Origin of the sequence: Halomonas sp. A29, assembly GCF_046723295.1 — a bacterium.
Lineage (GTDB): Bacteria > Pseudomonadota > Gammaproteobacteria > Pseudomonadales > Halomonadaceae > Halomonas.
Genome location: NZ_JAXQPR010000004.1, coordinates 24691 through 50624 on the forward strand (window position 1 = coordinate 24691; position 25934 = coordinate 50624).

Below are 25934 nucleotides of genomic sequence, written 5' to 3' on the forward strand. Positions count from 1 at the left end.
GGCAACGTCTGACGGGCACGACACGAGCGAGGCAAGATGAATAGCCGTTCCTTCGCCCTCGGCCTCGGCAGCACCCCCAAGCGGGTGCTGCCGGGTTTCGGTCTTTCTCTGGGTATCAGTCTGACCTTCGTCTCGCTGATGCTGCTGCTGCCCATGACCGGCCTGTTCGGCCAGTTGGCTGGGCTGAGCCTGGCCGAGTACTGGGCGATCATCACCAACGACCGGGTGGTGGCCAGCTATGTGGTGACCATCGGCGCCGCCGCGGTGGCTGCCATCGTCAATGGCGCCTTCGGCCTGCTGCTGGCCTGGGTGCTGGTGCGCTACGAATTCCCTGGCAAGCGCCTGCTCGACGCACTGATGGACCTGCCCTTTGCCCTGCCCACCGCAGTGGCTGGCATCACCCTGGCCACGCTCTACTCCAGCAACGGCTGGATGGGCAGGCTACTGGACCCACTCGGCCTACAGGTGGCCTATACCTGGGTCGGCATCGCCCTGGCCATGGCCTTCACCAGCATTCCCTTCGTGGTACGCACGGTGCAGCCGGTGCTCGAGGACATGCCCCACGAGATGGACGAGGCCGCCCTGACGCTAGGTGCTTCGGATTTCACCGGTTTTCGCCGCGTGATCCTGCCGCACCTGTGGCCGGCGCTGGTCACCGGAACCGGGCTTGCCTTCGTACGCTCGCTGGGCGAATTCGGCGCCATCATCTTCATCGCCGGCAACATGCCCTACGAGACCGAGATTACTGCGTTGATGATCTTCGTGCGCTTGCAGGAGTACGACTACGCCGGCGCCTCGGCCATCGCTTCGGTGGTGCTGTTCGTCTCGCTGGCCTTGCTGCTCGCCATCAACATCTGGCAGGGCCGCTTCATCAAGCGTCTGCACGGAGGGCACGGCTGATGCAACGTATCGGGGATGGTCCCGCCGTTCGGCGCCTGCTGATCGGCGCTGCCGTCGTGTTGGCAGCGCTGTTCCTGCTGCTGCCGCTGGTAGCGATCTTTGCTCAAGCCTTTGCGCGGGGCTTCGACGTGTTCTGGGCCAACGTCACCAACCACTACACGCTGGCGGCGATTCAACTGACCTTGGTCATCGCGCTGTTGACGATACCCGTGTGCCTGGTGTTCGGCGTGGCCCTGGCCTGGCTGGTGACCCGTTTCCGCTTTCCGGGGCGGCGCATCCTGCAGACCCTGATCGACATCCCCTTTGCCGTTTCCCCGGTGGTGGCGGGCCTGGTCTACCTGCTGCTCTACGGCCGCACCGGCTGGCTCGGCAGCTGGCTCGACGGACACGACATCCAACTGATGTTCGCCTGGCCGGGCATCCTGCTGGTGACCATCTTCATCACCTGCCCCTTCGTTGCCCGCGAGCTGATCCCGCTGATGCAGGCCCAGGGCTCCCGCGAGGAAGAGGCTGCGGTCACCCTGGGCGCGCCGGGCTGGACGATCTTTCGCCGGGTGACCCTGCCCAATATTCGCTGGGCACTGCTCTACGGTGTGATCCTGACCAATGCCCGGGCGGTGGGGGAGTTCGGTGCCGTCTCGGTGGTATCCGGCGCCATCCGCGGCCAGACCAACACCCTGCCGCTACACCTGGAACAGCTCTACCAGGACTACAATACCGTGGGCGCCTTCGCCAGCGCGTCGCTGCTGGCACTCATCGCCCTGCTCACGCTGGTCGCCAAGGCCAGCCTGGAATGGCGCGCTGCGCGCCGGGAGGTTCACGCATGAGCATCCGCCTTCACGCCATCGGCAAGCACTTCGGCAAGACCCGAGCGCTGGAACCGATCAACCTGGACATCGCCGAAGGCGAGCTGGTCGGACTGCTCGGCCCCTCCGGCTCCGGCAAGACCACGCTGCTGCGAATCATTGCCGGGCTGGAGACGGCAGACGACGTGGCCGGGGCTCGTATTCTCTTCGGCGAGCGCGACGTGACCCATCTGCACGTGCGCGACCGCCGCATCGGCTTCGTGTTCCAGCATTACGCCCTGTTCCGGCACATGACGGTGTTCGACAACGTGGCCTTCGGCCTTACCGTCATGCCGCGCAAGAGCCGCCCTTCCAGCGGCGAGATCCGCAGCCAGGTGCACCGCCTGCTGGAGATGGTCCAGCTCGAGCACATGGCCCACCGCTACCCCGCCCAGCTCTCTGGCGGCCAGCAACAGCGCGTCTCGCTGGCACGGGCTCTGGCCCTGCGTCCCGACGTGCTGCTGCTCGACGAACCCTTCGGTGCGCTGGATGCCAAGGTGCGCCAGGAGCTGCGGCGCTGGCTGCGCCACCTGCACGACGAGCTCAACTTCACCAGCCTGTTCGTTACTCACGACCAGGAGGAGGCGCTCGAGCTTTCCGATCGGGTGGTGGTAATGAGCAACGGCCGCATCGAACAGATCGATACCCCCGACGAACTCTACCGCCACCCGGTCAACCGCTTCGTGTTCGAGTTTCTTGGCGACGTCAACCATCTGGAAGGCACCGTACGCAACGGCATCCTGACCTGCGGAGACGCTCGTCTGGCGGTGGACCTGGCCGACGGCCCGGAGGAGTTGCTGCTGCGCCCGCATGAGGTGGAACTGAGAGAGGCTCCAACGCCCAACGCCCATATGCCGGTTACCGTGACGGCTATCTCACCGGTAGGGGCCGAGGTTCGCGTCGAGCTGGAGGCCGACTGGCTGGGCGAACCATGGCTGGCAACCGTGCGCCATTCCGATTACGAGCGCCTCGGCTTGACTCGCGGAATGCGACTGTTCGTGATACCACTGCGCTGGCATCGCTTCAGCGATGAGGCAAGTCAGTTGCGCCAGCCCACCACGGCCTGACCCAGGGCTCATCCGAAACGTCGTCGAGCGGATATGAAGCCCGGCCGTGATATATTTGTGAACTTTGCGCGATACACTCTTTATCACCCCGTGATTCTCCCGTGATGCTGTGCATCCACGATAGGTTTGAGCCTGCCGGCCCGGCAGGTTTCATCTTCGGAGGAGAGAAATCACCATGAGCAAGTTCACTGCAGTTGCTGCAATCTGTCTCTTCAGCCTGATGACAACGGCCAGCCAGGCGGATGAAATGATGCCCGAAGAGGGCATGATGGAAGACGACATGCATGAATCCATGGACGAGAGCGACATGAAAAGGGAAGGCATGTCCGACTCCATGGAAAGGGAAAGCGATATGGAAATGAACGGTGACATGGAAGACGACATGGACATGGATGGAGAGATGGAAAGCGAGAGCATGTAAACCTCAGGCTCCCGGGTTTAATCGCGGCCATCCACGTGCCTAGGCTTTGTCCGAAAGCTGGAGCCAGGAACCCATGACACGAAACGTACTGATTGTCGAAGACAACCCGGGTATCGGTGAACTCGTAAGCATGCATGTGACCGAACTTGGTATGAACCCCGTTCTTTGTGAACGGGGTGATACCGGCCTTACGCGTTTTCGTGAGGGGGATATCGACCTGGTAATTCTCGACCTGATGTTGCCCGGCATGGACGGGCTGTCGGTGTGTCGTGAAATCCGCTCAGGCCCTGGCTACGTCCCCGTACTGATGCTGACGGCCAAAGGCAGTGAACTGGACCGAGTGCTGGGCCTGGAAATGGGGGCGGATGATTACCTTACCAAACCCTTCAGCGTGGCCGAACTCTCCGCGAGGGTGAAGGCCTTGTTCCGGCGCGTGGATGCCATGGCGTCTGCGTCGGCAGCGGAAACCTGCAATGAAGAATTGTCCGCCGATGGGCTGCGTATTGACCCGCTGCGCCGTCGGGTATTCGTCAAGGATCAGCCTGTCGAACTCACCGCTCGGGAGTTTGACCTGCTCTGGCACTTTGCCAGCCACCCGGGGCGCGTATTCAGCCGTGTCCAACTACTGGACACCGTGTGGGGCTACAGCCACGAAGGGTACGAACATACCGTCAACACCCACATCAATCGCCTGCGGGGCAAGATCGAAACGAACCCAGCCAGGCCGGAGTTCATCCAGACGGTTTGGGGGGTGGGCTATCGTTTCCGCGAATGATCCATGCTGAAGACACTCTACACACGGCTGTCCTTGGGCCTGTTTTTATTGTTGCTGGCTGTCGGCCTGCTTTATGCCTTCATCAGCCTCTATTCGCTGCGTGAATATAGCGCCTCAGTCAACCAGGCGCTTTACCAGGATCTGGCCAAGAACCTGGTATCAGACAGGAACCTGGTCAGCGAAGGAGAGCTTGACCGCAGCGCCCTGGAAGAGCTGTTCGCTCTGTACATGACGATTAACCCCAGCATCGAGATCTACCTGCTGGACCTGGATGGCACCATCCTCTCCTATTCCGCGGACCCGACGAAGATCAAACGCAACCAGGTCTCACTGTCGCCCATACATAGGTTGATGGGTGACATGAGCCTGTACCCGATACTCGGCGACGACCCCCGCAGTCATGACCGACAAAAAGTCTTTTCCGTCACCCCGGTGCCAGGGGCGGAGAATCCGGAAGGTTACCTTTATGTGGTGTTGCGGGGTGAGGAATACGACGCGGCGGAAACCATGGCCCGCGGCGGCAAAATGCTGGAGATGAGCGCCTGGGCGCTGCTGGTGAGCTTGGTGGTGGCAATGATCGCAGGACTGACGATCTTCCGCCTGCTGACCCGGCGACTGAGATCGCTGACGCGGCTGGTAGAGGAATTCGAGAACAGCGACATGAGCCTCAGCCCACCCAGCACTTGCTCTAACAGCACTAGGCACGACAGTAGATGGCACGGCAGGCGGTCCGTGGTGCGTGATGAGATCGACTATCTGGGCGTCACCTTCGATGATATGGCCCACCGGATTGCCTGCCAGATAGAACAGCTGACGGAAAAGGATGCCCAGCGCCGTCGTCTGGTCGCCCAGGTATCCCATGATCTACGCACACCGCTGGCGTCCATGCAGGGCTATATCGAAAGTCTGAAATTGCGACGTGACCGTCTCAGCCCGCAAGAGCAGGATCGCTTTCTCGACATCGCGCTCAAGGAAGGTCGTCGGTTGAGCCGCTTGGTGGATGAACTCTTCGAACTGGCCGCTCTCGAGGCGAGGGAGAAGCAACCCATCCCGGAGCCGTTCCCGCTGGCGGAACTGGTCCATGACGTGGTTCAGAAACACGACCAGGCAGCTCGGGACAATCAGTTGACGCTAACCCTGAGCGGAGATCCGGCGTTGCCGACCGCCTACGCCGACCTGGCCATGACCGAGCGTGTGCTGGATAACCTGATCAGCAACGCCATCGCCTACAGCCCCTCTGGCGGGCGCATTGACGTCGTGGTCGGCCAGGCGGACGGTGAACCGGAGGTCTGCGTGCGGGACAGCGGTTCGGGCATTTCCGAACAAGACCTGCCACATATCTTTGACCCTTTCTATCGCGGCGAAGCCTCTGACGGCTCCGGCCATGCCGGGCTAGGGCTGGCGATTGCCCGCAGAATCATGACACTTCAGGGCGGCGATATTCGCGTTGAGAACCTTGCCTCCGGGGGAGCATCTTTCTGCATACGGTTACCTGCGTACGCTTCCCACCCCTCTGGCGTTATAAACACGTAATAACCTGGGGAGCTGGCTGTGATAAATCTCATGCAAACTGACCGTAGTCGCTACCACGCATGTTACCCCCAGCGGGAGGTGCCAGATGCTGATAAAGATTGCCAAGCCAAGCGATTTGCACGAATCCGATGTCACCCCGGAGTCCATCTATCTTTCACGTCGACGCTTTATGGGTGGTATCGCAGGCTTGGGCGCGGGGCTTGCCCTTTCCAGTAACGTACGTGCCCATGCCGACTACTCGGACGTGCCTGACGGCAGCGCGCCTGAGTGGCTAAAGGAAAAGATCAGTGACACCCAGTGGCGTGCCATCACCCCAAGCGACCCCGAAAAAGATTCGATAACGCCCTTCGATGACGCCAGCGGCTACAACAACTTCTTCGAGTTTGGCACAGACAAGCGCGACCCCGCCCGTCATGCGGGCAGCCTGGAAACCCAGCCCTGGAGCGTGGTGGTGGATGGCGAAGTCAATAACGGCGGGCGGATTGCCCTGGAGGACATAGCCAAGCCCTCGCAGTTTGAAGAGCGTATCTACCGCCTGCGCTGCGTGGAGGCATGGTCGATGGTGATCCCCTGGCTGGGCATCCCCCTCGCCGAGGTGATCAAGCGTGCCGACCCCACCAGCAAAGCCAACTACGTGCGCTTTGAAACCCTGGTAGACCCGGAACAGATGCGCGGTCAGCGCTCCTCGTTCTCGATCATCGACTGGCCCTACGTGGAAGGCCTGCGCCTGGATGAAGCCATGCACCCGCTGACCCTGCTCGCCATGGGCATGTACGGCCGGGAGCTGCCCAACCAGAACGGTGCGCCCTTGCGGCTGGTGGTGCCCTGGAAGTACGGCTTCAAGAGCATCAAGTCGATTGTGCGTATATCGCTGGTGGAAGAGGAGCCGCTCAACTCCTGGCAGCAAATCGCCCCCAATGAGTATGGCTTCTACGCCAACGTCAATCCCGAGGTCGATCACCCCCGTTGGAGCCAGGCCACCGAACGCCGCTTACCCAATAGCCTGTTCAACACCAATACCATGGATACCCTGATGTTCAACGGCTACGCCGACGATGTCGCCGAGCTGTATGCAGACATGGATCTAAGGAAGCACTACTGATGGCAGCGCCGAACGTCTGGCTAATATGGCGCCTGGGGGTGTTCCTGGCCGCGCTAGCGCCGCTGGTATTCTGGGGCTGGCAGGTGGCCATCAACGCCGCCGGCCCCGAGCCGGGGAAATATCTGCTGCTGAATATCGGCATCGGCGGGCTATGGATGTTACTGCTCACCCTGAGTCTTACGCCCTTGACCAAACTTACCCGCTGGAAGGGCTTTGCGCTGATCCGGCGCCAACTGGGGCTCTGGACACTCGCCTACGCCACCCTGCATATGCTCTGCTACGCGCTGTTTATTCTGGAGCTTGACTGGGCACTGCTCGGCAGCGAGCTGACCAAACGGCCCTACATCATCGTCGGCATGCTAGCGCTGATCGGCCTCGCAGTGCTGGGCGCCACCTCCAACCGCTGGGCGATGCGTCGTCTAGGCAAACGCTGGAAGCCGCTGCACAAATTTTCCTACGTCATTTTGGGCTTGGTACTGCTCCACTTCTTCTGGGTAGTCCGCGCCGACATGCAAGAATGGGTGACTTATGCCGCCTTGGCCGGGTTGGTAATGGCAACCCGTCTGCCACCGGTGGCCCGCACGCTACCAAAACTACGCTATCGGTTGAGTCGTACTTAGGCTCGCCGTAAGGCTGGCCACGGTACGCCACGTCGGCTATGAGCAGCTCGACCTGAGGCCGGCTCACTGCGCCCAGGCCATGAGCGTCTCGTCCTCGCCGCTGAGCGGCTCACGGCGCTCCTCGACGACCTGGAAACCCAGCCGACGGTAGAACGAGACGGCACGCACGTTGCGCGAGTAGACGCACAGGGTGATTCGCTCGCGCTGCCCCATGGCATGCGCCATCAGGTGGGTGCCATGACCAAAGCTCTGCACTTCGGGGTCGATGAACAGCGCCTCGAGATGGTCGCCATTGAGCGCGGCAAAGCCGATGGGCCGGCCGGCGGCATCGAGCACATAGGTTTCCGCCCCGGGTAGATAGATCTCCGCCATATCAGCGGCACGCTCGTGCCAGAAACTCGCCGGTATGAAATCGTGAGCCAGCAGCGAGGCGCGTAGCCAGATGTCGACGAGCTGCGGTATGTCTTCGGGAATGGCGGGGCGTATCATTCAGCGTCTCCCTCACTCGAGAGGCGTAATGCGAGAAAAACAGTGTAACCGTTTCATACCTCAATGGCGCAACGCTGTTGCCCCCGAGCGCCTGGCGATATACTGCGCCTGTGCCCGAAGCCAGCGTCCTTGGCAGTTTCTCGCACCGTTATTCCCGGGCCATGCCCATGGCCCTGTACGACGATCTCCGGGAGGGAGAATGAACCGACGTCATGCCCTGCGTGCCGCAGCTGCCCTGTTGGCGACTGCTCTTCTGGCCGGCTGCGCCAGCCCCCATTACCTGCAACTAAATCCCCAGCGCAGCGTCTCGGTGCCGCAGGTTGGCAGCGGGCAGGCCGTAACCGTAGCCAGCGTGGACGAGCGCGACGACGACGTGATCGGCACCCGCACCGGCAGCGCCATGTCCACCGCGGTGATCACCGTCAGCGCCCACGAACTGGTGCCGCACCTGCAGCGCGAAGCCGAGCGCGCCGTACGCGACATGGGCTTCTCTCCGACGACCCAGCCCGGTGGCAGACAGCCCAGCCTGACGGTGACGCTGCGTCATCTAGGCTACGAGCGCGGCGACAGCCGGCCGGTCATCGACGAGGCCCGCCTGGAAGCCGTGCTCGAGGTCAAGGTAACCAACCAGGGCACTACCTATACCGGCACCTATACCTCGCGCCGCTCGCAGAGCTATGCCATGCGCCCGGGCCGCGACGCCAACCGCCGCATGCTCAACGACCTGATCGGCGACGCCCTGGACCGTGCCTTCAGCGACCCGGAGCTGGCCCAGTTGCTGGCCCGCTGAATACGACAGGTCACAAAGACGATGGGCCGCCCCCCAGGCGGCCCTTGATGACTACCCCGGCTAGACTGAGGGGCCACGCCGAACCAAGGCCCAGACGCTTTCACGAAAGCCGCTGTCCTCTTCGGGCTCGCCATCCTCCAGGTGGGTAACCTGGAAGTTGGGCTCGAAGAGCTCGCGAACCTCTTCGGCCGGCACGTGATAGGGCGGCCCGGCCGCTTCGTCCCCAGGCGCACGCGACAAGGTGATCAACAGCCCACGCGTGCCGGGGAGTATCAGCTGTGCAAGATGGAAGGCGTAGCGTTGGCGGGTGGCACTCGGCAGGGCAATCAGCGCCGCACGATCGTAGAAGGCACCGATCTCGGCCGCCTGGTCGATGTGGAAGTGAAAGAAGTCCCCGCACCAAAGCTCGACGCTGCCCTGGCGACAAACCGCGAACGACCCCTGCTGATAGCGCGAGACATCTCCCGTACCCTCTGCGACGAATTGCTCGATAGCCGCTTCGGCGAGTTCTATGCCCAGCACCGGATGGTCATGCTGGGCCAGCCAACGCATGTCGAGGCTCTTGCCGCAAAGCGGGACCAGCACCTTGGTACCGGGACGCACGCCGAGCAGAGGCCAGTGATGCATCAGAGCCGGATGCGTGGCATGGCGATGAAAGCCGATACGACCCTCGCGCCAGCGATCGAGCCATTCACGAGTCATGAGCGTGGGCTCCTCACTTGCGCTCAGAACCAGCGGTCGCGCTTGCGCCGCTTGCGCGGCAGGTGCGGAACGATCAACCCCACCAGCAGGCCGGCACCGGCCACGCCGCCGCCGTACATGAAGTAGCGCATCAGCAGGTCTTCCTCCTGGGTATCCAGGCGAGCCTGTAGCTGGCGGATGGTCTGCCGCGCACGATCGGCCTCGCTGTCGAGCTCACGGTTACGCGACTCCAGCTCCACAATGCGCTGCTCACGAACCTCGAGCGTCTCGGTCATGGCCGAGACCCGCCCTTCCCAGGTTTCGTTGATGCCGTCGAGCTCCGCTTCGAGCTGCGCGACCTGCTCCTCCACGTGCGGCAGCCGCTGGCGGGCGCTGGGCGTTTCCTGCAGCTCGTTGCTGAGCACCCAGACTCGCTCGCCCTCACCGTTCTCGACCCGGCTGTAATCGCCGCTGGTCTCGAGCAAGGTGACAGGCTCACCGGCCGTCAGGCTGCCCACGATGCGGTAGCCGTCGGTGGGGCCACTGCGCACGTAGGTCGTCAGCTCATCGGAAACCCAATGGGTGGCGTCACCCGATTGCTGGGCATGCAGCGGTGGGGCCATGAGGCCCAGCGCCATACCCGCAAGCAAATACTTGAATCGATGCTTCATGCCGTTGTCCTGGCTTTATGTCGTTCAGCGGCCTATCCACAGAATCTGTGGATAAGCCCCGGGAAAACCGCTGGAAAGGCAGCGTCATGGCGCTCGGGCGCGGGCTCAGGCCGGGCTGGTCGTTTCCTGTGCAATCTGTCGCCATACCAACGGTAAAGGCGATCAGCTCTCGCGCCTGGGCGGCGGCATCGGGGCACGTGGAAACTCGGCTACGCGCCCTTCGCTCTTGACTGCCTTGGCCGGACCTTCACGCTCCACCTCGTCGATGCGCACGATGGCGTTCAGCGGCAGATAGCTGCGCTTCACGCCGTCGAAGGTATGCCGAAGGCGATCGGCCGAAGGGTCCACTACCAGCTTCGAGCCATCCTCGAAGACAAATTCCTCGACCTCGATGAAGCCCCAAAGTTCGCTCTGGAAGATCTCTCTGACGTAGAGCTCCCAAACCTCGCCCTGTTGATGAAATACCACCCGGTAGATCGGCTTGGCCGCCATATGGCCGTCTGTCCTCAACGTTCGGTTACGCTTCGAGCCCCCACTACGGGGCCTGCCAAGGCGCAAGCGTACCATAGTCAAACGCCACCGCGGTCCCCCACTGGTTCCATTGGTCGCGCTTACGTATAATACGGCCACCTTCGAGAACGGCTTTACGAAGCCCATTCCCGCGACACTCCACTCACCGGTGACGCACGCGTCGGACAACCGACCCTCATTCTTATGGCGAAGAAACTCTTCATCAAGACCCACGGCTGCCAGATGAACGAGTACGACTCCGCCCGCATGGCGGATCTGCTCGGCGAATCGCACCAGCTCGAATTGACCGACGACGAAGGCGAAGCCGACGTCATCCTGCTCAATACCTGCTCGATTCGTGAAAAGGCCCAGGAGAAGGTCTTCCATCAGCTCGGCCGCTGGAAGAAGCTCAAGGAAGCCAATCCCGACCTGGTGATCGGCGTAGGCGGCTGCGTAGCCAGCCAGGAAGGCGAGGCGCTGCGCAAGCGTGCCCCCCATGTGGACATGGTGTTCGGTCCCCAGACCCTGCACCGGGTGCCGTCGATGCTCGACGCCCGCCGACAGAACCAGATTGCCACGGTCGACGTCACCTTTCCCGAGATCGAGAAGTTCGACCATCTGCCCAAGCCGAGCTCCGACGGGGCAACGGCATTCGTCTCGGTGATGGAGGGGTGTTCCAAGTACTGCACCTTCTGCGTGGTGCCCTACACACGTGGCGAGGAGGTCTCGCGCCCCTTCGAGGCAGTGATGGACGAAGTGATCCACCTGGCCGACCAGGGTGTACGCGAGATCAACCTGCTGGGCCAGAACGTCAATGCCTACCGCGGCGAGAATCGGCTCGGCGACGAGATCGACCTGGCCGAGCTGATCGCCTGCGTGGCGGCGGTGGAGGGCATCGACCGCATCCGCTTCACCACCTCGCACCCGGTGGAGTTCAGCGACAGCCTGATCGAGGCCTATGGCGAGATTCCCGAGCTGGTCAGCCATCTGCACCTGCCGGTACAGGCCGGCTCCGACCGCATTCTCACTGCCATGAAGCGCGGCCACACCGCCGAGGAATATGTCGCCAAGATGGAGCGGATCCGTGCCCTGCGCCCCGACATCAGCTTCTCCTCGGACTTCATCGTCGGCTTCCCCGGTGAAACCGCGGAGGACTTCGAAGCCACCATGGACCTGATCCATCGTATCGGCTTCGACCACTCCTTCAGCTTCGTCTACTCGGCCCGCCCCGGCACGCCGGCCGCGGCGCTGCCCGACGACACCCCCGAGAGCGTGAAGAAACAGCGCCTGGCGATTCTCCAGGAGCGCATCAATCAGCAGGCGATGCAGATCAGCCGACGCATGGTTGGCACCACCCAGCGCATCCTGGTCAATGGCTTCTCGCCCAGGGATCCGGGCCAGCTTTCGGGCCGCACCGAAAACAACCGGGTGGTCAACTTCCACGCCGCCAACCCCACCGAACTTATTGGCTATTTCGTCGACGTGACGATCACCGAGGCGCTGCCCAATTCTCTACGCGGCGAGCTGGCTTCTCCGGCGCTACACTGACCACAGGAAGCCTGTCATGTCGCCCCAGGCACCGCTGCGGGGGAACATCGTTTCCATAAGGATTGCCCTGCCAAGAGGCGGGGCAGTAAGCTGGGGCAATACACGCAACGCAGGAACTTCACCACCTTGAGTCAACACGCCGCACAGGCCAACCGCATCATTACATTGAGCCTCGAGCCCAATGACCCACAGCGTCTCGCCAATCTCTGCGGTCAGCGAGACGAGCATTTGAAACTGGTCGAATCGCGCCTCGGCGTCACCCTGCGCAACCGCGGCAATGTCTTCCAATTGGCCGGCCCCGGTCATCGGGTCAAGGCCGCCGCCAACGTGCTGGAGCACCTTTACCGCGAGGCCGAGGCCAGCGATCTGTCGCCGGATACCGTGCACCTGTTCCTGCAGGAATCGGGGCGCGAGGCACTCGACGAGGAGGAAGGCCCCGCCGACGACGAGGTGCTGCTGCGTACGCCGAAAGTGCTGATCAAGCCGCGTGGGCTGAACCAGCAGAACTACGTCGCCAGTATTCGTCAGCACGACATCAACTTCGGTATCGGTCCGGCCGGCACCGGCAAGACCTACCTGGCCGTGGCCGCGGCCGTGGAAGCGCTCAACCAGCAGGAGGTGCGCCGTATCCTGCTGGTACGCCCAGCCGTTGAAGCCGGCGAGAAACTCGGCTTCCTGCCTGGCGACCTGGCCCAGAAGATCGATCCCTACCTGCGTCCGCTCTACGACGCGCTCTACGAAATGCTCGGCTTCGAGCAGGTGGGCAAACTGATCGAGCGTCAGGTGATCGAGATTGCACCGCTGGCCTACATGCGCGGACGCACTCTCAACAACGCCTTCATCATTCTCGACGAGAGTCAGAACACCACCCGCGAACAGATGAAGATGTTCCTGACCCGGATAGGCTTCGGCTCCACCGCGGTGATCACCGGCGACGTGACCCAGGTCGACCTGCCGCGTGGCCAGAGTTCGGGGCTGATTCAGGTCCTCGAGGTGCTGAGGGGCACCGCCGGCATCGGCGTCACTCACTTCGCTGCCAAGGACGTGGTGCGCCATCCGCTGGTACAGCGCATCATCGAAGCCTACGAAAGCTTCGAGGCCGACCAGGAAGTCCAGGAGCGCGCTCGCCGCGAAGCCCGCGAGCGCGAGCGTGAAGCACTGCGCCTGGAACGCGAGCGCAACCGGGAAGAAGACAGGAGATGAGCCCGGCGCCGATCGTCGATTTCCAGCTTGCCACCGCGGGCGACGTGCTGCCGGGGCAGGCCGAGCTGGAGGCCTGGGTCAGCGCCGTGCTGACGCGCTTCCCGCAGGAAGCGCGCCACGAGGTCACCATACGTATCGTCGACACCGAGGAGGGCCAGGCATTGAACCGCGACTATCGCGGCCATGACAGGCCTACCAACGTACTCTCCTTCCCCTTCGAGACCCCTCCTGGATTGGAGCTACCGCTGCTCGGCGACCTGGTGCTGTGTCACCCGGTGGTGGAGCGTGAGGCCCGTGAACAGGCCAAGCGCCTTGGCGACCACTACGCCCATCTGGTGATACACGGTATGCTGCACCTGCTCGGCCACGATCACCTGGAGGAAGACGAAGCGGAAGTGATGGAAAGGTTGGAGCGTGAGATCCTGGCGGACTTCTCCATTGCCGATCCCTACGCACCGTCCCTGAGCGATCGCGAACAACAAGATGACAGCAAGGACGAGAGACACAATCGATGAGTGACGACCGAACGAACGGTCAGGGCGGAAGGTCCTGGCTCGACAAGCTGCTCGGCGCCCTCTCGGGTGACAGTGAAGGCCCCAGCTCGCGTGAAGAGCTGATGGAGTTTCTGCGTGAGGCGGCTACGCGCCTCAAGCTGGATCAGGACGCCATGATGATCATCGAGGGCGCCCTGCAGATCAGCGATCAGCAGGTTCGCGAGGTGCTGATCCCGCGCTCCCAGGTGGCCGCCATCGCCGTCGACCAGCCCGCCGAGGAGTACCTCTCCCTGATTCACGAGACCGGCCACTCGCGCTACCCGGTCATCGGCGAGAACCTCGACGAGGTCAAGGGCCTGCTGTTGGTCAAGGACCTGCTGAAGCTGCTCAACACTCCGGCGGAAGAGCGCGAACGCTTCCGTCTCGAGGACGTGCTGCGCCCTGCCATGTTTGTACCGGAGTCGAAGCGCCTCAACAGCCTGCTCAAGGAGTTTCGCGACACCCACAACCACATGGCGGTGGTGGTCGACGAGTATGGCGGCACCGCCGGGATCGTCACCATCGAGGACATTCTCGAGCAGATCGTCGGTGACATTGAGGACGAACACGACACCGATGAGGACGACGACATCCGCGAATTGGGCGAGGGCCGCTACGCCATCCGCGCGCTGACGCCCATCGAGGACTTCAACGAGCGCTTTGGCACCCGCTTCTCCGACGATGAGTTCGATACCGTGGGCGGGCTGGTGATGCAGCGTTTCGGCCATCTTCCGGGCCGCGGCGAGCATGCCGAGCTGGGCGGCTGGCGCTTTACCGTGCTCAATGCCGACAACCGTCGCATTCGCCTGCTCGAGGCCGTACTGCAGGATGAATCCGCACTCTCCCAGGACTGACCCGGCCGCTTCAGGAACCGATAAACCATGACCCACACTCGTCTGCCTCCGGCACTCGGCTACCTTGCTGCGCTCGTCGCCGGGGTACTGACCACCCTGACCGCCTCACCCTACGAGCTGTGGTGGCTGAGCCCGCTGGCAGTGGGCCTCGTCTACTGGGCGGTCCAGCCGCTGCGCTCCCGCCAGGCGGCCCTGCTGGGCTGGTGCTACGGTGTCGGCCTGTTTGGCTCCGGCGCCTCATGGGTCTACGTCTCGATCCATGACTACGGTTATACCGGCGTGCCACTGGCGGTGTTCCTTACTGCCCTGTTCGTCTGCGCCATGGCGCTGTTCATCGCCGTGACGCTATGGCTCTACCGCCTGTTGTGCGGGCCGCGGCTGGCCTTCCTCACTTTCGCCGGCGCCTGGGTACTCGGCGAGTGGCTGCGTACCTGGCTGTTCACCGGCTTCCCCTGGCTGCTGCTGGGCAGTTCGCATGTCGACTCCCCCCTGGCGCCCTGGGCGCCCATCGGCGGGGTCTATTTGCTGTCGCTGATCACCGCCCTCACCGGCACCCTGGGAGCGGAGTTCCTGCGTCGCCGCTGGTGGGCAGCCATCCCGATTGCGGCCATGTGGCTCGCGCCCCTGGCCCTGCCCGTGCAGTGGACCGAACCCGCCGGCGAGCCGCTGCGAGTCGCGCTGCTACAGGGTAACCTGCCGCAGTTGATCAAGTGGACACCCGAGGGGCAGCGTATCGCCGCCAATACTTATCTCGAGATGACCCGGGCATACGCCGACGAGGCCGACCTCATCGTCTGGCCCGAGGCAGCGCTGCCGATGTTCGAGGACGAGGCCGAGCCGCTGCTGGCCAGGGCCCAGGCCCATCTGGTACCGGGCAGCGCTCTGCTCACCGGCATCCTCCAGCGCGAGGGGCAAGGGCTCTACTACAACAGCGTGATCGGCGTAGGCAACGCCGAAGGCGAGTACCGCAAGGCACACCTCGTTCCCTTCGGCGAATACCTGCCGCTGGAGCGCTGGCTGCGTGGCACCATCGCCTTCTTCGACCTGCCCATGCCGGCCATGACACCGGGTCCCTCGGGCCAACCACCGATCCACGCCGCCGGCACTGTGATCGGCAATGCCATCTGCTACGAGATCATCTATGCCGATCTGGTGGCAGAGCAGGCGCGCAACGCAGAGCTGCTGCTGACGGTATCCAACGACACTTGGTTCGGCGAATCGATCGGTCCACTCCAACACCTGCAGATGGCACGCCTCCGTGCACTGGAGAACGGCCGCTACGTGGTTCGCGCCACCAGCAACGGCGTCACCGCGGTGATCGACCACCAGGGCCGCACGGTCGCCAGGGCTCCCCAGTTCGAGACTGTGGCGCTGCTCGCCGAGGCCGTGCCGATGCAGGGTTTGACGCCCTTCACCCGCATCGGTAGCTGGCCGATCTGGCTACTCAGTGCGCTGCTGGTGCTGCCCGGGCTGCAGCTGCCACGACGTCAGCGAAGGTTCTAACGCAACGAGGCCCGCACAGGCGGGCCTCGTTGCACTGACGGCTCGGGATCAATCGGTCTTGGCCGGCACTTCGCCCAGCACCTCGGGAATGGTCATGCGCACGTAGCGGCCCGGCGCCTCCTCCAGCAACTTGAGTTCACCCTCTCCCGGTTGGCGAGCGGGCACCATCTTGTCACTGTCGGCGTAGCCACCCTCGGTCATCCACTGCTGCCAGTGTGGCCACCAGGAGCCCTCGTGGGACTCGGCCCCCTCCAGCCAGGCTTCGTGATCGTCCGGCAATGCCTCGTTGGTCCAGTAACCGTACTTGTTGCGCTGTGGCGGGTTGACGATGCCGGCGATGTGGCCGGAGCCGCCGAGTACGAAGGTCACCGGCCCCTTGGGCAGCAGCGCACCGTAGTAGGTGCTGTTCCACTTGGCGATATGATCCTCGCGGGTGGAGACGAAGTAGCTCGGCGTGGAAATCTTGCGCAGGTCTATCTTGACCCCATCCAGCTCGATGCCACCCGGTTCGACCAGACGATTCTCCAGATACATGTGGCGCAGGTACCAACCATGGGTGCCCGCCGGCAGGTTGGTGCCGTCCGTGTTCCAGTAGAGCAGATCGAACGGCGCCGGATTCTCGCCCTTAAGGTAGTTGCTGACATAGAAGGACCAGAACAGATCGTTCTCTCGCAACAAGTTGAATGTATAGGCCATGGAGCGGCCGTCGAGGTAGCCGTCCTGCTGCATTCTTGCCTCGATGCCCTGAAGGATCGGCTCGCTGAGCAGTACGCCGAGCTCACCCGGATCGCGAAAGTCCTGCAGCGTGGCCATGTAGGTGACGGATTTCACCTTGCGCCCACGCCGGGTGCTGGTGAGATATGCCACGGTGGAAGCTGCCAGCGTGCCACCGATGCAGTAGCTCACCAGATTGACCGACTTCTCGCCACAGGCCTGCTCGATTGCCTCCATGGCGGCGATCGGCCCCATCTGCATGTAATCGGCCCAGGTCAGGTCGCGCTGCTCGGGGCCCGGGTTGCGCCAGGAGATCAGGAAAACGGTATGGCCCTGATCCACCAGCCATTTGACCAGCGAGTTGTCCTGGCGCAGGTCGAGGATGTAATACTTGTTGATCCAGGGCGGCACGATCAGCAGCGGAGTCTTGAAGACCGTCTCGGTGGTCGGTGTGTACTGGAGCAACTGGATCAGCTCGTTCTCGTAGACCACGTAGCCGGGCGTCACCGCGATGTTACGCCCGATTTCGAAGGCGCTGCGGTCGGTCATGGCCACGTTGAGGCCGTCGGAGGAGTTGGACAGGTCACGACGTAGTTGAGCGAGCCCCTCGACGAGGTTCTGACCCTTGGTTTCCAGGGTGCGGCGCATCACTTCGGGATTGGTGGTAACGAAGTTGGTCGGCGCCATGGCATTGACCAGTTGGCGGGCATAGAACGCCAAGTTGCGTTTCTGTCGCTCGGGCAGGCCATCGAGCTGCTCGACCAGCTCCTCGACCGCCCCGGAGAACAGCAGGTACTGCTGCAGGATGGAGCGATAGTAGGGTTCCTGCTGCCAGGCTTCGTCCTTGAAACGCCGGTCTCCCTTGAGCGGCGAAACCAGTGGCTCGCCCAGATTGCCGGCCAGGGCCTGCAGGCCCTGCTGCCAGAGCTGGTACTGGTCCTGCACGAGGCGGGCCTGGGTCTGCCACAGCAGCTGCGGATTGCGCATCAGCGACTCGGCTCCGGCCTTGAAGGCTTCCCGCATGTCGGCCTGGATCGAGTCGGCAGCCGCATCGGGAGCCATGCGCTCGATCAGTTCCTGCAACAAGGCCTGGTAATGCTGGCCCATTTCCTTCAGCTGTTCGTTCCACTCTTCCAGTTCGACCTGGGAGAAAACCGCATCCCCTGACTGCATCGCCCTCTCCTGTTATCGGACCCTGTCGTTCGTTTCATGCAGGTATCGCGCTGCGACATGGTCGCACTCGACGATGCCCAGACACGGCCTGGGCCGGCAACCGCACGGGGGCGGCCCTATGCCACACTGCAACACCAAGACCGCCCGTGCTTGGACGGGCGGCGAATGGCATCAGCTCTTGCGCGAGGCTTGGCTGTTGGCCTTGGCCGGGGCGTCGGACTTGTTGGCTGCCGCCGGCTTGGCACTCGCCGCACCCTGCTGGGCCTGCTTGGCCTGGTCATTCAGCTCCTGGCTGACTTCGCCGAACAGCTGCTCCAGCTCGGTGCGGAACTGCTGGCTCATTTCACCAAGGGCCTGGGCGTCTTCCATCATCTGACGCGAGAGCTCATTCATCATTTCGGCCTGCTGGGCACCGAAGGCCTGCAGATCCTGGGCATCGCTGATCTCGGAAGCGCTACGCATGCGCTCGGTGCCCATCTGGCTGTAGCGCTTCATCGCCTCGAGCTGATACTCGGTCATCTTCTCCATGTTGCCGAGCATCAGCGAGTTCAGCTTGCGCATGGGCTCGAAGAAGCGCCGCGTCTGCTGGTTGAATTCATCGAGCATCTTGTCCTGCATGGGGTTGACCTCCTGTGGACCGGAAACATGCGGGGGCAGCGCCAGCGCCTCAGTATTCGTCTTTCCTGGCGACTTCCCTGCGCTTTTCAGTGCCTGCCGCACACGTGATGGTGAGAGGCACGGCACTCATGCTGCACTGCACAAAGCGTAGCCTGACACGGCTCTCGCTGCAATACCCTTGCACTTCACCAGCAAGCTTCGTCCGGTTTCGGCTATTCCGAACGTCGAGAACGAGAACGGGCGCTAGCCGTCTTAGGCTTGCTGGACGTCTTAGGCTTGCTGGCCGCCTTCGTCGGGGCCTCCTTCGCCTCGCTGGCCTCGGCCGGTTCCCGCGCCTTGCCCATGGAACTGCCGGCCTGGCGCAGCATGTCGAGCATCATTTGCTGATAGGTCCCGAAGCTGGCCAGCCCCTGGGAAAGCCCTTGACTCATGTCCTGGGGAAGCCCCTGTTGCAAGAAAGGCTTCATCAGACTCATGGGCTCGTAGCCCTCGACCCCGGACTCCATCTGCTTGTAGATCCGGTTCAGCAGCTCCTGCTGGAAGGCTTCGACATCGGGCAGCCCCAGTGCGCGGCGAAACTCCTCGGGTGTCAGGTCGAACTCGACGTTTATCTTCATGGCGTATCCCTGCTTGGGTGTGTTCTCAGTGTAGCAACTCGGCGCCAGACTCAATGCAGCGATGCCAGGCTCAGCGCAATACCGGCGTATCCACCTGCACCTCGGCGTTCTGCGCCCTGTGCCGCAGCAGATGGTCCATCAGCGTGAGCGCCATCATCGCCTCGGCAATCGGCGTGGCGCGAATGCCTACGCAAGGATCGTGACGGCCTTTGGTTACCACCTCGACCGGGTTGCCGTGGGCATCGATGCTACGTCCCGGAATGGTGATGCTGGAAGTGGGTTTGAGTGCCAGGTGGGCAATCAGTGGCTGACCGGAGGAGATACCGCCGAGCACGCCGCCGGCATGGTTGGAGAGAAAACCCTCGGGTGTCATCTCGTCGCGATGCTCGCTGCCACGCTGCGCTACAGCAGCGAAGCCATCACCGATCTCCACCCCCTTGACCGCATTGATGCTCATCAGACCATGGGCCAGTTCGGCATCCAGCCGGTCGAACACCGGCTCACCGAGCCCCGGCGGCAATCCTTCGGCCACTACGGTGATCTTTGCGCCCACCGAGTCCTGATCGCGCCGCAGTTGATCCATGAACGCCTCCAGTTCGGGCACGCGTTCCGGGTCGGGGCAGAAGAAGGGGTTGTCATCGACGGCCTCCCACTGCTTGAAGGCGATTTCCAGCGGGCCGAGCTGGCTCATGTAGCCGCGCACTGTGATGCCCTGGCTGGCCAGGAATTTCTTGGCGATGGCGCCTGCAGCAACCCGCATGGCGGTTTCCCGAGCGCTGGAACGGCCACCGCCGCGGTAGTCGCGAATACCGTACTTGTGGTGATAGGTGTAGTCGGCGTGGGCGGGGCGAAACTGGTCCTTGATATTGGAGTAGTCCTTGGAGCGCTGGTCGGTATTCTCGATCAGAAGACCAATCGGGGTACCGGTCGTCACCCCCTCGAACACGCCAGAGAGAATACGCACCTGGTCGGGCTCGCGCCGCTGGGTGGTATGCCGCGAAGTGCCGGGGCGACGACGGTCGAGATCGCGCTGCAGATCCGCTTCGCTGAGCGGCAGGCCCGGCGGGCAGCCGTCGACGATGGCACCAAGGGCCGGGCCATGGCTCTCGCCGAAGGTGGTGACGGTAAACAGCTTGCCGAAGGTGTTGCCGGACATGGACGTGCCTCCCGATATCGGTGTGTTGGATCAGGCGAAGGACGCCGCATGGGCGTCGAGTTCCGCAGCGGTGAGGACGAACACGCCCTGGCCGCCACGCTCGAAGTCGAGCCACAGGAAGGGAACCTCGGGGAAGGCCGCCTCCAGGTGGCGATCTGAGTTACCGACCTCGACGATCAGCACGCCGTGGTCGGTCAGGTACTGCCGCGCCTCACGCAGAATGCGCCTTACGATATCGAGCCCATCGGTACCGGCTCCCAGCGCCAGCTCGGGCTCATGGCGATACTCGGCAGGCATGGTAGCGAGATCGCGAGCATCGACATAGGGCGGGTTGGAAACGATCAGGTCGTAGCGTTGCCCAGCCAACCCCTCGAACAGATCGGAGAATACGGCACGCACCCGTACGCCTACGTCATGGCGCTGGATGTTCTGCTTGGCGACAGCCAGGGCATCGGCACTGACGTCGGAGAGATCCACCTCGCTGGTGGGAAGGTGCAGCGCCGCGGCAATACCGATGCAACCCGAGCCGGTGCAGAGATCCAGCACTCGTGCCGGCGGTTCATCGGGGAACCAGGCGGCGAAACCGCTCTCGACCAGCTCGGCGATGGGCGAGCGCGGAATCAGCACGCGCTCGTCGACGTCGAAGGGAAAGCCGGCGAAGAACGCCTCGCCCAGCAGGTAGGGCAACGGCCGGCGTGTGGTGATGCGCTCACGAACCAGGGCGACGATGCGCGCCCGCTCCATGGGCAGCAGCCGAGCCTCGAGGACGGACGGATCGACGTTCCAGGGCAGATGTAACGCACCCAGCGTCAGGGCGACGGCTTCGTCCCAGGGGGAATCGGTGCCGTGGCCATGAAACAGGCCGGCCAAGTGGAATTCGCTGGCCGCCCAGCGCAAGTAGTCGCGCAGCGTGACGAGGTCACGACACAGCGCCTCGTCGTCCAGTAACAGGGTCGAGCGGGATACGATGGAGTTGGCCACGAAAGGTCCTGCAGGTCGTTTATGATCGTTGGCTCGATTGTACCCGTGGCGGCAGGCGGTTCACAGCCACGCTCAGGCCGCTATACTGGCCGCTCGACGACACCACGCGAGTCTCCATGAGCCAACGCCGCCCACCCGAAGATGACGATGCCGATACCAATGCCTTTCGCCAGGCACTGCGAGAGGCGGGTGTGCGCCCCATAGCCGTCAACCGTGCCGACCTGGGACGGCCCAGCCGCCGGGATCCAGCGGTTGCCGAGCGTCGCGCCGCTGCGGTTGCCACCGACGCCAGCGACATCACCAGCCGCACCAGTGACGGCCGCGTGGAGCCGGTACGGCCATCGGAATTCCTCGATTTTGCCCTGCCCGACCTGCCCTACCGCACCCGTAGTCAGCTCAAGCGCGGCCAGATTGCCTGGGAAGCGGGCCTCGACCTGCATGGCTACAGCCTCGACGAGGCGCGCCTGGAGCTCGAGAGCTTCCTCAAGGAGGCCGCCGGCAGTCACATGCGCTGCGTGCTGGTGGTGCATGGCAAGGCCTGGGGCAGTACGGCGAACTATCCGGTGATCAAGAGCCACGTCAACGCCTGGCTGCGGGAGTGGCCGACGGTGCTGGCCTTCTGCTCGGCTCGTGAGAGTGATGGCGGCACCGGCGCCGTCTATGTGCTGCTGCGACGGCGCGGCCAAGCCTTCTAACCACCACCCGACTCACGGTCGAGCGGCATCTGCGGTGGCTCGACGATGATGCCCCCGGCACCGCCGTGGCCGGTTTGCGAGCGCCCCTCGTAGCGGTCCAGCGCCTCCATGGTCAGATGGCGCCCCAGGCGAACCAGCGCTTCGGCTCGGTGAAATTCGAAGGCACCGCATACCGTCTTGGGCACCTCGATCAATACGTCGGGGGGATAGCCGGCAATCTTGTACTTGGCCAGCGATGCCTGGGTGATGTCGAAGGAAGCCAGGATCATATCCAGACGGCCCCACGCTCTCCTGCCGCTGTCCGCCCGCCCAGCCTTGCCACTCACCTCGCCCTCTTCATCCTCGGACCCACCGAGTCCCTCGAACAGCCAGCGGGTGGCACCGCGCACATCCATCCACTTGCGGGCCGCCTCTTCCTCCATGGCCTGCTGTTCCTGCTCTTGCTCCTGCTCCTCGACGGGCAGCAGATCTTCGAGCGATACCGGCCGTGCGCTGTGCGCGGTGACGTTGACGGCCAGCAACATGTCGGCATGTGACGAGACAGTAGGCGTGATGGGAAGTGGGTTGAGCAGACCACCATCGACCAGGGTACTGTCGCCGATATGCACCGGCGTGATGACACCAGGAATGGCAATGGATGCGCGGATTGCACGCAAGAGAGGACCCGACTGGAACCACACTTCACGCTGACGCTCGAGATCGGTTGCCACGGTGGTCAAGGGAATCGGCAGGTCTTCGATCTGAATATCGCCGATCAACTCCTCGAGCTTGCTCATCACCTTGCTGGCACGCATCGCCCCCATCGGGCTCCAGGTGACATCGACCAGTTTCAGCAGGTCGAAATAGTCGAGCTGGCAGACCCAGTCGCGGTAGGCCTCCAGCTGCCCTGAGGCATACACGCCGGCGATGACAGAACCCATCGAGCAGCCGGAAATGGCGACGATTTCGTAACCTCGCGCTTCCAACACCTCGATCACGCCAATGTGGGCATAGCCACGTGCCCCGCCACTACCCAGGGTCAACGCTACGCGCTTGCCCATTTCGGCTGCCTGCCTGTTGCTCATCGTGCCCTCCAACGTCAGGCCTGGCTTGACTGCGCCAACCAATCCACGATAGCCGCTGCCACGCAAGATACGCTGCCAGGCTCCAGGTGCAGGTGGTGGCCGCCCGGCAGAACCTGGCGCATCAGCTGCGGGACTGCCGCCCGGGCTGCCCGGGCCATGTCGCGCTCGCCAAGGATGCCCGTCTCGCCCTCGATCAGCAATGCCGGCGCCCGGATCGCGCCGAGCAGCGCCAGCACCTGCTCGGGACTGAGCCGCACGGGAGAAGGCCGCAGCAGCCGGCCATCGGTGCGCAACCGCACATGGCCGTCGTCCTCTCGCTGCAGATTGCGATCCACCAGCGGAGCCGCCGTATCGGCGTCGATCGGCGTCACGCCACCGGCCACACGCGCCGCAACCGCAGTTTTGCTATCAGGATAGCGCGGCGCCACCGAGCGTGGGCGTCTGGCCGCACGTAATCCCTTGCGCAGCTGAGCGACACTCTCCTCAGCCGGCGTGGTCACGGCTCCCAGGCCGTCAATCAGCACCAGCCGCTCGATGCGCTCCGGCAGGGCCGCGGCGGTCAGGCAAGCCACCCCGGCACCCATGGAGTGAGCCAACAGCGATAGCCGCGCCAGGCCCAGTTCGTCGGCAGCGTCGAGCAGGTCGTGGCAGTAGTCCCACAGGGCGTAATCGCCGTCGCTATGGGCCGAGTGGCCGTGTCCGGGGAAATCCAAGGCGACGATGCGAATGCCGAGGCGTTCCACCAGTCTGGGCGCCAGACGGCTAAAACTGGCGGCGTTGTCCAGCCAGCCGTGCAGGGCCAACCAGGTGGGAGCGGCAGCGTCTCCCCAGCTCAGGGCGGCCAGGCGCCCCCCAGCCAACGTCAAGGCTTGCCCTTCACTCATGCCTCGCCCTCCAGCAGCTCGTCGAGCATGGCCAGCAGAGCCTGACGGGTCTCCTCGGGATGCTCCATCGGGAACATGTGGGTGCCCGGCACCAGGGCCTGGGGGATGCCGTGAGCGGCCAGGCGCTGCCGACGCCTGGGCGTAATCAGGTCGGAGTCGCTGCCGACCAGCACGCCGAAGGGAATCCGCAGCCGCTGCGGCAGCCGGGTCAGGTGATCGGGCAGGTTGCGGAAGATCTCGGTCTCGATCGCCGGGTCGTAGATCAGCTCGGCCGCCCCATCGTCACGCAGTCGCGTACCGCCCTCGACATAGTCATGCAGCGCATCCGGCGTGAAGCGCCGGAACAGACCTCGGCGACGCAAGTGGTTGGCCATTGCATCGCGATCGGGCCAGGACGCACGGCGACCCTTGCTCTTGCCCGCCGGCGTGACCCGGTCGACGAAGCCGAAGCGCTTGGCGACTTTCATGCTCCATGCATCGAGGCCCAGCATCAGCGGCGGATCGAGCATCACCACGCAGCGAAAGCGCTGCGGCGCGTGCTCCGCGGCCATGGCCATGAGCACGCCCCCCATGGAGTGCCCCACGCCGATGACCGGCCCTTCGTCGTCGAGCACGTGTTCGAGGAGTTCATCGCGCAGGGCCAGCCAGTTGGCGCCCACGGGGTAGTCGGGATGGTGCCCGAGGCGATCGACCGGGTGGATGTCGAAGCATTCATGCAGCGGCGCCAGCAGGCTGCGATAGCTCATGCCGGGGAAGCCGTTGGCATGGGCGAAGAGCAGTCGCGGTCGCATATGTGTGGCACGTTCGGTCATGACGGGGTCCAGGGTCAGGTCAGGCAGGCCACCGGTGGCGATAGCAGGCTAACGGGTTTACTCTATCTCGCCAAGTCGACCTCCGGCCCATGTCAGCCGCTTTCTTCTGGAGTCAGCCATGCCACGCCCCTCGCGGCCCCGACGCGACACCCGCATTCGCAACCGCCTGTTCTGGATTACCGTGATCACCGCCGTTGTCGCCGGCCTGTGGCTGGTACGCTGATGGGCCTGCACGAACTCTTCTTCGCCACCCTGGAGATTACGCTTCCTGTGTTCGCCATGGTCTTCCTCGGCCTGGGACTCAAGCGTCTGGGCTGGATTGACCAGGCCTTCATCACCACCGCCTCGAGCCTGGTGTTCAAGGGGACCATGCCGACGCTGATTTTCCTCAGCATCATCAAGGCCGATCTGGACGCCACGCTGAATCCGGGGCTGCTCGCATATTTCGCAATGGCTACCCTGGTCAGTTTCCTGCTGGCCTGGGGCTGGGCCATCCTGCGTGTGCCCCACGCCGAACGTGGCGTTTACGTCCAGGGTGCCTTTCGTGGCAACTGCGGCATCGTCGGGCTGGCACTGGCCGCCGGTATGTATGGCGACTACGGCCTCTCCGCCGGTGGGCTGCTGCTCGGCGTGGTCATCCTCACCTACAACGCCTTTTCGGTCATCGTCCTGGCCACCTATCAGCAAGGCAGGCGTACCGACTGGCGCAGCATCGCCAGTCATATCGTGCGCAACCCGCTGATCCTCTCGGTGGTAGCCGCCATTCCAGTGGCGGCAATGGAGCTGCGTCTGCCCGGGTGGCTGATGACCTCGGGGCAGTACTTCGCCTCGCTTACCCTGCCCCTGGCCCTGATCTGCATCGGCGCCACCCTGTCGCTGGGCTCGATCCGGGCGTCGGGTAGACTGGCGACGGGCGCCAGCCTGATGAAGATGGTGACTCTGCCGCTGGGGGCCACCCTGGCCGCCTGGCTGATCGGTTTCGAAGGTCGCGAGCTCGGCGTACTTTTCCTGTTCTTCGCCAGCCCCACTGCGGCAGCCAGTTTCGTGATGGTCAAGGCGATGGGCGGCAATGCCGCACTCTCCGCAAACATCATCGCCCTGACCACGCTGATGGCCAGCCTGACCATTACCCTCGGCGTCTTTGCCCTCAAGGTGGCGGGCTGGATCTAGCCGCC

28 protein-coding genes are annotated in these 25934 nt (G+C 63.6%); 16 read left to right on the top strand and 12 right to left on the bottom strand.

Going from position 1 to position 25934, the window contains the following annotated elements; genetic code table 11:
* The first annotated feature begins 36 nt into the window (after positions 1–36).
* From cysT to msrQ, 8 genes are all read left to right on the top strand, one after another.
* Positions 37–900, top strand: coding sequence for a sulfate ABC transporter permease subunit CysT (gene cysT / locus SPH52_RS08455; RefSeq protein WP_411794577.1), 864 nt, complete (start codon positions 37–39; stop codon positions 898–900).
* Positions 900–1727 carry a sulfate ABC transporter permease subunit CysW gene (gene cysW, locus SPH52_RS08460; protein ID WP_411794578.1) on the top strand — a complete coding sequence of 276 codons (828 nt, stop codon included), beginning with the start codon at positions 900–902 and terminating at the stop codon, positions 1725–1727. The genes cysT and cysW overlap by 1 nt, the downstream gene beginning before the upstream one ends.
* Complete coding sequence (locus SPH52_RS08465) at positions 1724–2812, top strand: sulfate/molybdate ABC transporter ATP-binding protein (protein WP_411794579.1); 1089 nt, start codon at positions 1724–1726, stop codon at positions 2810–2812. The genes cysW and SPH52_RS08465 overlap by 4 nt, the downstream gene beginning before the upstream one ends.
* A gap of 175 nt (positions 2813–2987) precedes the next feature.
* Positions 2988–3233 (top strand): hypothetical protein, encoded by a 246-nt coding sequence (locus tag SPH52_RS08470; protein ID WP_411794580.1) that lies wholly within the window; start codon positions 2988–2990, stop codon positions 3231–3233.
* A 73-nt stretch (positions 3234–3306) separates the two neighbouring features.
* The gene (locus tag SPH52_RS08475) at positions 3307–4008 is read left to right on the top strand and encodes a response regulator transcription factor (protein WP_234286807.1); all 702 of its coding nucleotides are present in this window, start codon (positions 3307–3309) and stop codon (positions 4006–4008) included.
* A gap of 3 nt (positions 4009–4011) precedes the next feature.
* Positions 4012–5541, top strand: a complete 1530-nt coding sequence (locus SPH52_RS08480) for a sensor histidine kinase (RefSeq protein ID WP_411794581.1) — start codon at positions 4012–4014, stop codon at positions 5539–5541.
* Positions 5542–5626: 85 nt separating this feature from the next.
* Positions 5627–6643: a protein-methionine-sulfoxide reductase catalytic subunit MsrP gene (gene msrP / locus SPH52_RS08485; RefSeq protein ID WP_411794582.1), complete on the top strand. Its 1017-nt coding sequence runs from the start codon at positions 5627–5629 to the stop codon at positions 6641–6643.
* Positions 6643–7263, top strand: a complete 621-nt coding sequence (gene msrQ / locus SPH52_RS08490) for a protein-methionine-sulfoxide reductase heme-binding subunit MsrQ (protein ID WP_411794583.1) — start codon at positions 6643–6645, stop codon at positions 7261–7263. The genes msrP and msrQ overlap by 1 nt, the downstream gene beginning before the upstream one ends.
* 63 nt (positions 7264–7326) lie before the next feature.
* Here the strand turns inward: msrQ and SPH52_RS08495 are convergent, their stop codons facing one another.
* A complete protein-coding gene (locus SPH52_RS08495; protein WP_411794584.1) occupies positions 7327–7752 on the bottom strand; it encodes a GNAT family N-acetyltransferase in 426 nt (141 codons plus the stop codon).
* A gap of 199 nt (positions 7753–7951) precedes the next feature.
* Here SPH52_RS08495 and SPH52_RS08500 point away from each other — a divergent pair, with 199 nt between their 5' ends.
* A complete protein-coding gene (locus SPH52_RS08500; RefSeq protein WP_411794585.1) occupies positions 7952–8542 on the top strand; it encodes a YajG family lipoprotein in 591 nt (196 codons plus the stop codon).
* Between the two features lie 60 nt (positions 8543–8602).
* On the opposite strand, the gene SPH52_RS08505 is transcribed toward SPH52_RS08500, so the two are convergent.
* The 3 genes from SPH52_RS08505 to SPH52_RS08515 all read right to left on the bottom strand — a co-directional run bounded on the left by SPH52_RS08505 (position 8603) and on the right by SPH52_RS08515 (position 10386).
* Entirely contained in the window at positions 8603–9244 is a 642-nt protein-coding gene (locus SPH52_RS08505) for a thiopurine S-methyltransferase (RefSeq protein ID WP_411794586.1), read from the bottom strand.
* Positions 9245–9267: 23 nt separating this feature from the next.
* The gene (locus tag SPH52_RS08510; protein ID WP_411794587.1) at positions 9268–9894 is read right to left on the bottom strand and encodes a TIGR04211 family SH3 domain-containing protein; all 627 of its coding nucleotides are present in this window, start codon (positions 9892–9894) and stop codon (positions 9268–9270) included.
* Between the two features lie 162 nt (positions 9895–10056).
* The gene (locus SPH52_RS08515; RefSeq protein ID WP_411794588.1) at positions 10057–10386 is read right to left on the bottom strand and encodes a DUF1820 family protein; all 330 of its coding nucleotides are present in this window, start codon (positions 10384–10386) and stop codon (positions 10057–10059) included.
* A 222-nt stretch (positions 10387–10608) separates the two neighbouring features.
* Between SPH52_RS08515 and miaB the strand changes: the two genes are divergently transcribed.
* The 5 genes from miaB (at position 10609) to lnt (ending at position 16045) form a co-directional block, all read left to right on the top strand.
* Positions 10609–11952, top strand: coding sequence for a tRNA (N6-isopentenyl adenosine(37)-C2)-methylthiotransferase MiaB (miaB, locus tag SPH52_RS08520; protein ID WP_411794589.1), 1344 nt, complete (start codon positions 10609–10611; stop codon positions 11950–11952).
* A gap of 126 nt (positions 11953–12078) precedes the next feature.
* Complete coding sequence (locus SPH52_RS08525; protein WP_411794590.1) at positions 12079–13155, top strand: PhoH family protein; 1077 nt, start codon at positions 12079–12081, stop codon at positions 13153–13155.
* Positions 13152–13670, top strand: coding sequence for an rRNA maturation RNase YbeY (gene ybeY, locus SPH52_RS08530; RefSeq protein ID WP_411794591.1), 519 nt, complete (start codon positions 13152–13154; stop codon positions 13668–13670). The genes SPH52_RS08525 and ybeY overlap by 4 nt, the downstream gene beginning before the upstream one ends.
* Positions 13667–14542, top strand: coding sequence for an HlyC/CorC family transporter (locus tag SPH52_RS08535; protein ID WP_411794592.1), 876 nt, complete (start codon positions 13667–13669; stop codon positions 14540–14542). The genes ybeY and SPH52_RS08535 overlap by 4 nt, the downstream gene beginning before the upstream one ends.
* A 27-nt stretch (positions 14543–14569) precedes the next feature.
* Entirely contained in the window at positions 14570–16045 is a 1476-nt protein-coding gene (lnt, locus tag SPH52_RS08540) for an apolipoprotein N-acyltransferase (protein ID WP_411794593.1), read from the top strand.
* A gap of 48 nt (positions 16046–16093) precedes the next feature.
* Here the strand turns inward: lnt and phaC are convergent, their stop codons facing one another.
* From phaC to prmB, 5 genes are all read right to left on the bottom strand, one after another.
* Entirely contained in the window at positions 16094–17932 is a 1839-nt protein-coding gene (gene phaC, locus SPH52_RS08545; protein WP_411794594.1) for a class I poly(R)-hydroxyalkanoic acid synthase, read from the bottom strand.
* A 171-nt stretch (positions 17933–18103) separates the two neighbouring features.
* Positions 18104–18550, bottom strand: a complete 447-nt coding sequence (locus SPH52_RS08550) for a phasin family protein (protein ID WP_411794595.1) — start codon at positions 18548–18550, stop codon at positions 18104–18106.
* Between the two features lie 212 nt (positions 18551–18762).
* On the bottom strand, positions 18763–19167 hold the full coding sequence (locus SPH52_RS08555) for a DUF6489 family protein (RefSeq protein ID WP_411794596.1): 405 nt from the start codon (positions 19165–19167) through the stop codon (positions 18763–18765).
* A 70-nt stretch (positions 19168–19237) separates the two neighbouring features.
* Positions 19238–20323 carry a chorismate synthase gene (gene aroC / locus SPH52_RS08560; protein ID WP_411794597.1) on the bottom strand — a complete coding sequence of 362 codons (1086 nt, stop codon included), beginning with the start codon at positions 20321–20323 and terminating at the stop codon, positions 19238–19240.
* A gap of 30 nt (positions 20324–20353) precedes the next feature.
* On the bottom strand, positions 20354–21304 hold the full coding sequence (prmB, locus tag SPH52_RS08565; RefSeq protein ID WP_411794598.1) for a 50S ribosomal protein L3 N(5)-glutamine methyltransferase: 951 nt from the start codon (positions 21302–21304) through the stop codon (positions 20354–20356).
* Positions 21305–21420: 116 nt separating this feature from the next.
* Between prmB and SPH52_RS08570 the strand changes: the two genes are divergently transcribed.
* Positions 21421–21999 (top strand): Smr/MutS family protein, encoded by a 579-nt coding sequence (locus SPH52_RS08570; RefSeq protein WP_411794599.1) that lies wholly within the window; start codon positions 21421–21423, stop codon positions 21997–21999.
* On the opposite strand, the gene SPH52_RS08575 is transcribed toward SPH52_RS08570, so the two are convergent.
* Genes SPH52_RS08575 through SPH52_RS08585 form a run of 3 tightly spaced genes read right to left on the bottom strand, consistent with a single transcriptional unit; the run spans position 21996 to position 24759 of the window.
* Positions 21996–23063, bottom strand: coding sequence for a patatin-like phospholipase family protein (locus SPH52_RS08575; protein ID WP_411794600.1), 1068 nt, complete (start codon positions 23061–23063; stop codon positions 21996–21998). The genes SPH52_RS08570 and SPH52_RS08575 overlap by 4 nt on opposite strands.
* A gap of 14 nt (positions 23064–23077) precedes the next feature.
* Positions 23078–23947, bottom strand: coding sequence for an alpha/beta fold hydrolase (locus SPH52_RS08580; protein WP_411794601.1), 870 nt, complete (start codon positions 23945–23947; stop codon positions 23078–23080).
* Positions 23944–24759 (bottom strand): alpha/beta fold hydrolase, encoded by an 816-nt coding sequence (locus SPH52_RS08585; RefSeq protein WP_411794602.1) that lies wholly within the window; start codon positions 24757–24759, stop codon positions 23944–23946. Before SPH52_RS08585 ends, SPH52_RS08580 begins: the two co-directional genes overlap by 4 nt.
* A gap of 222 nt (positions 24760–24981) precedes the next feature.
* Here SPH52_RS08585 and SPH52_RS08590 point away from each other — a divergent pair, with 222 nt between their 5' ends.
* The gene (locus tag SPH52_RS08590) at positions 24982–25929 is read left to right on the top strand and encodes an AEC family transporter (protein ID WP_411794603.1); all 948 of its coding nucleotides are present in this window, start codon (positions 24982–24984) and stop codon (positions 25927–25929) included.
* Positions 25930–25934: the final 5 nt, after the last annotated feature.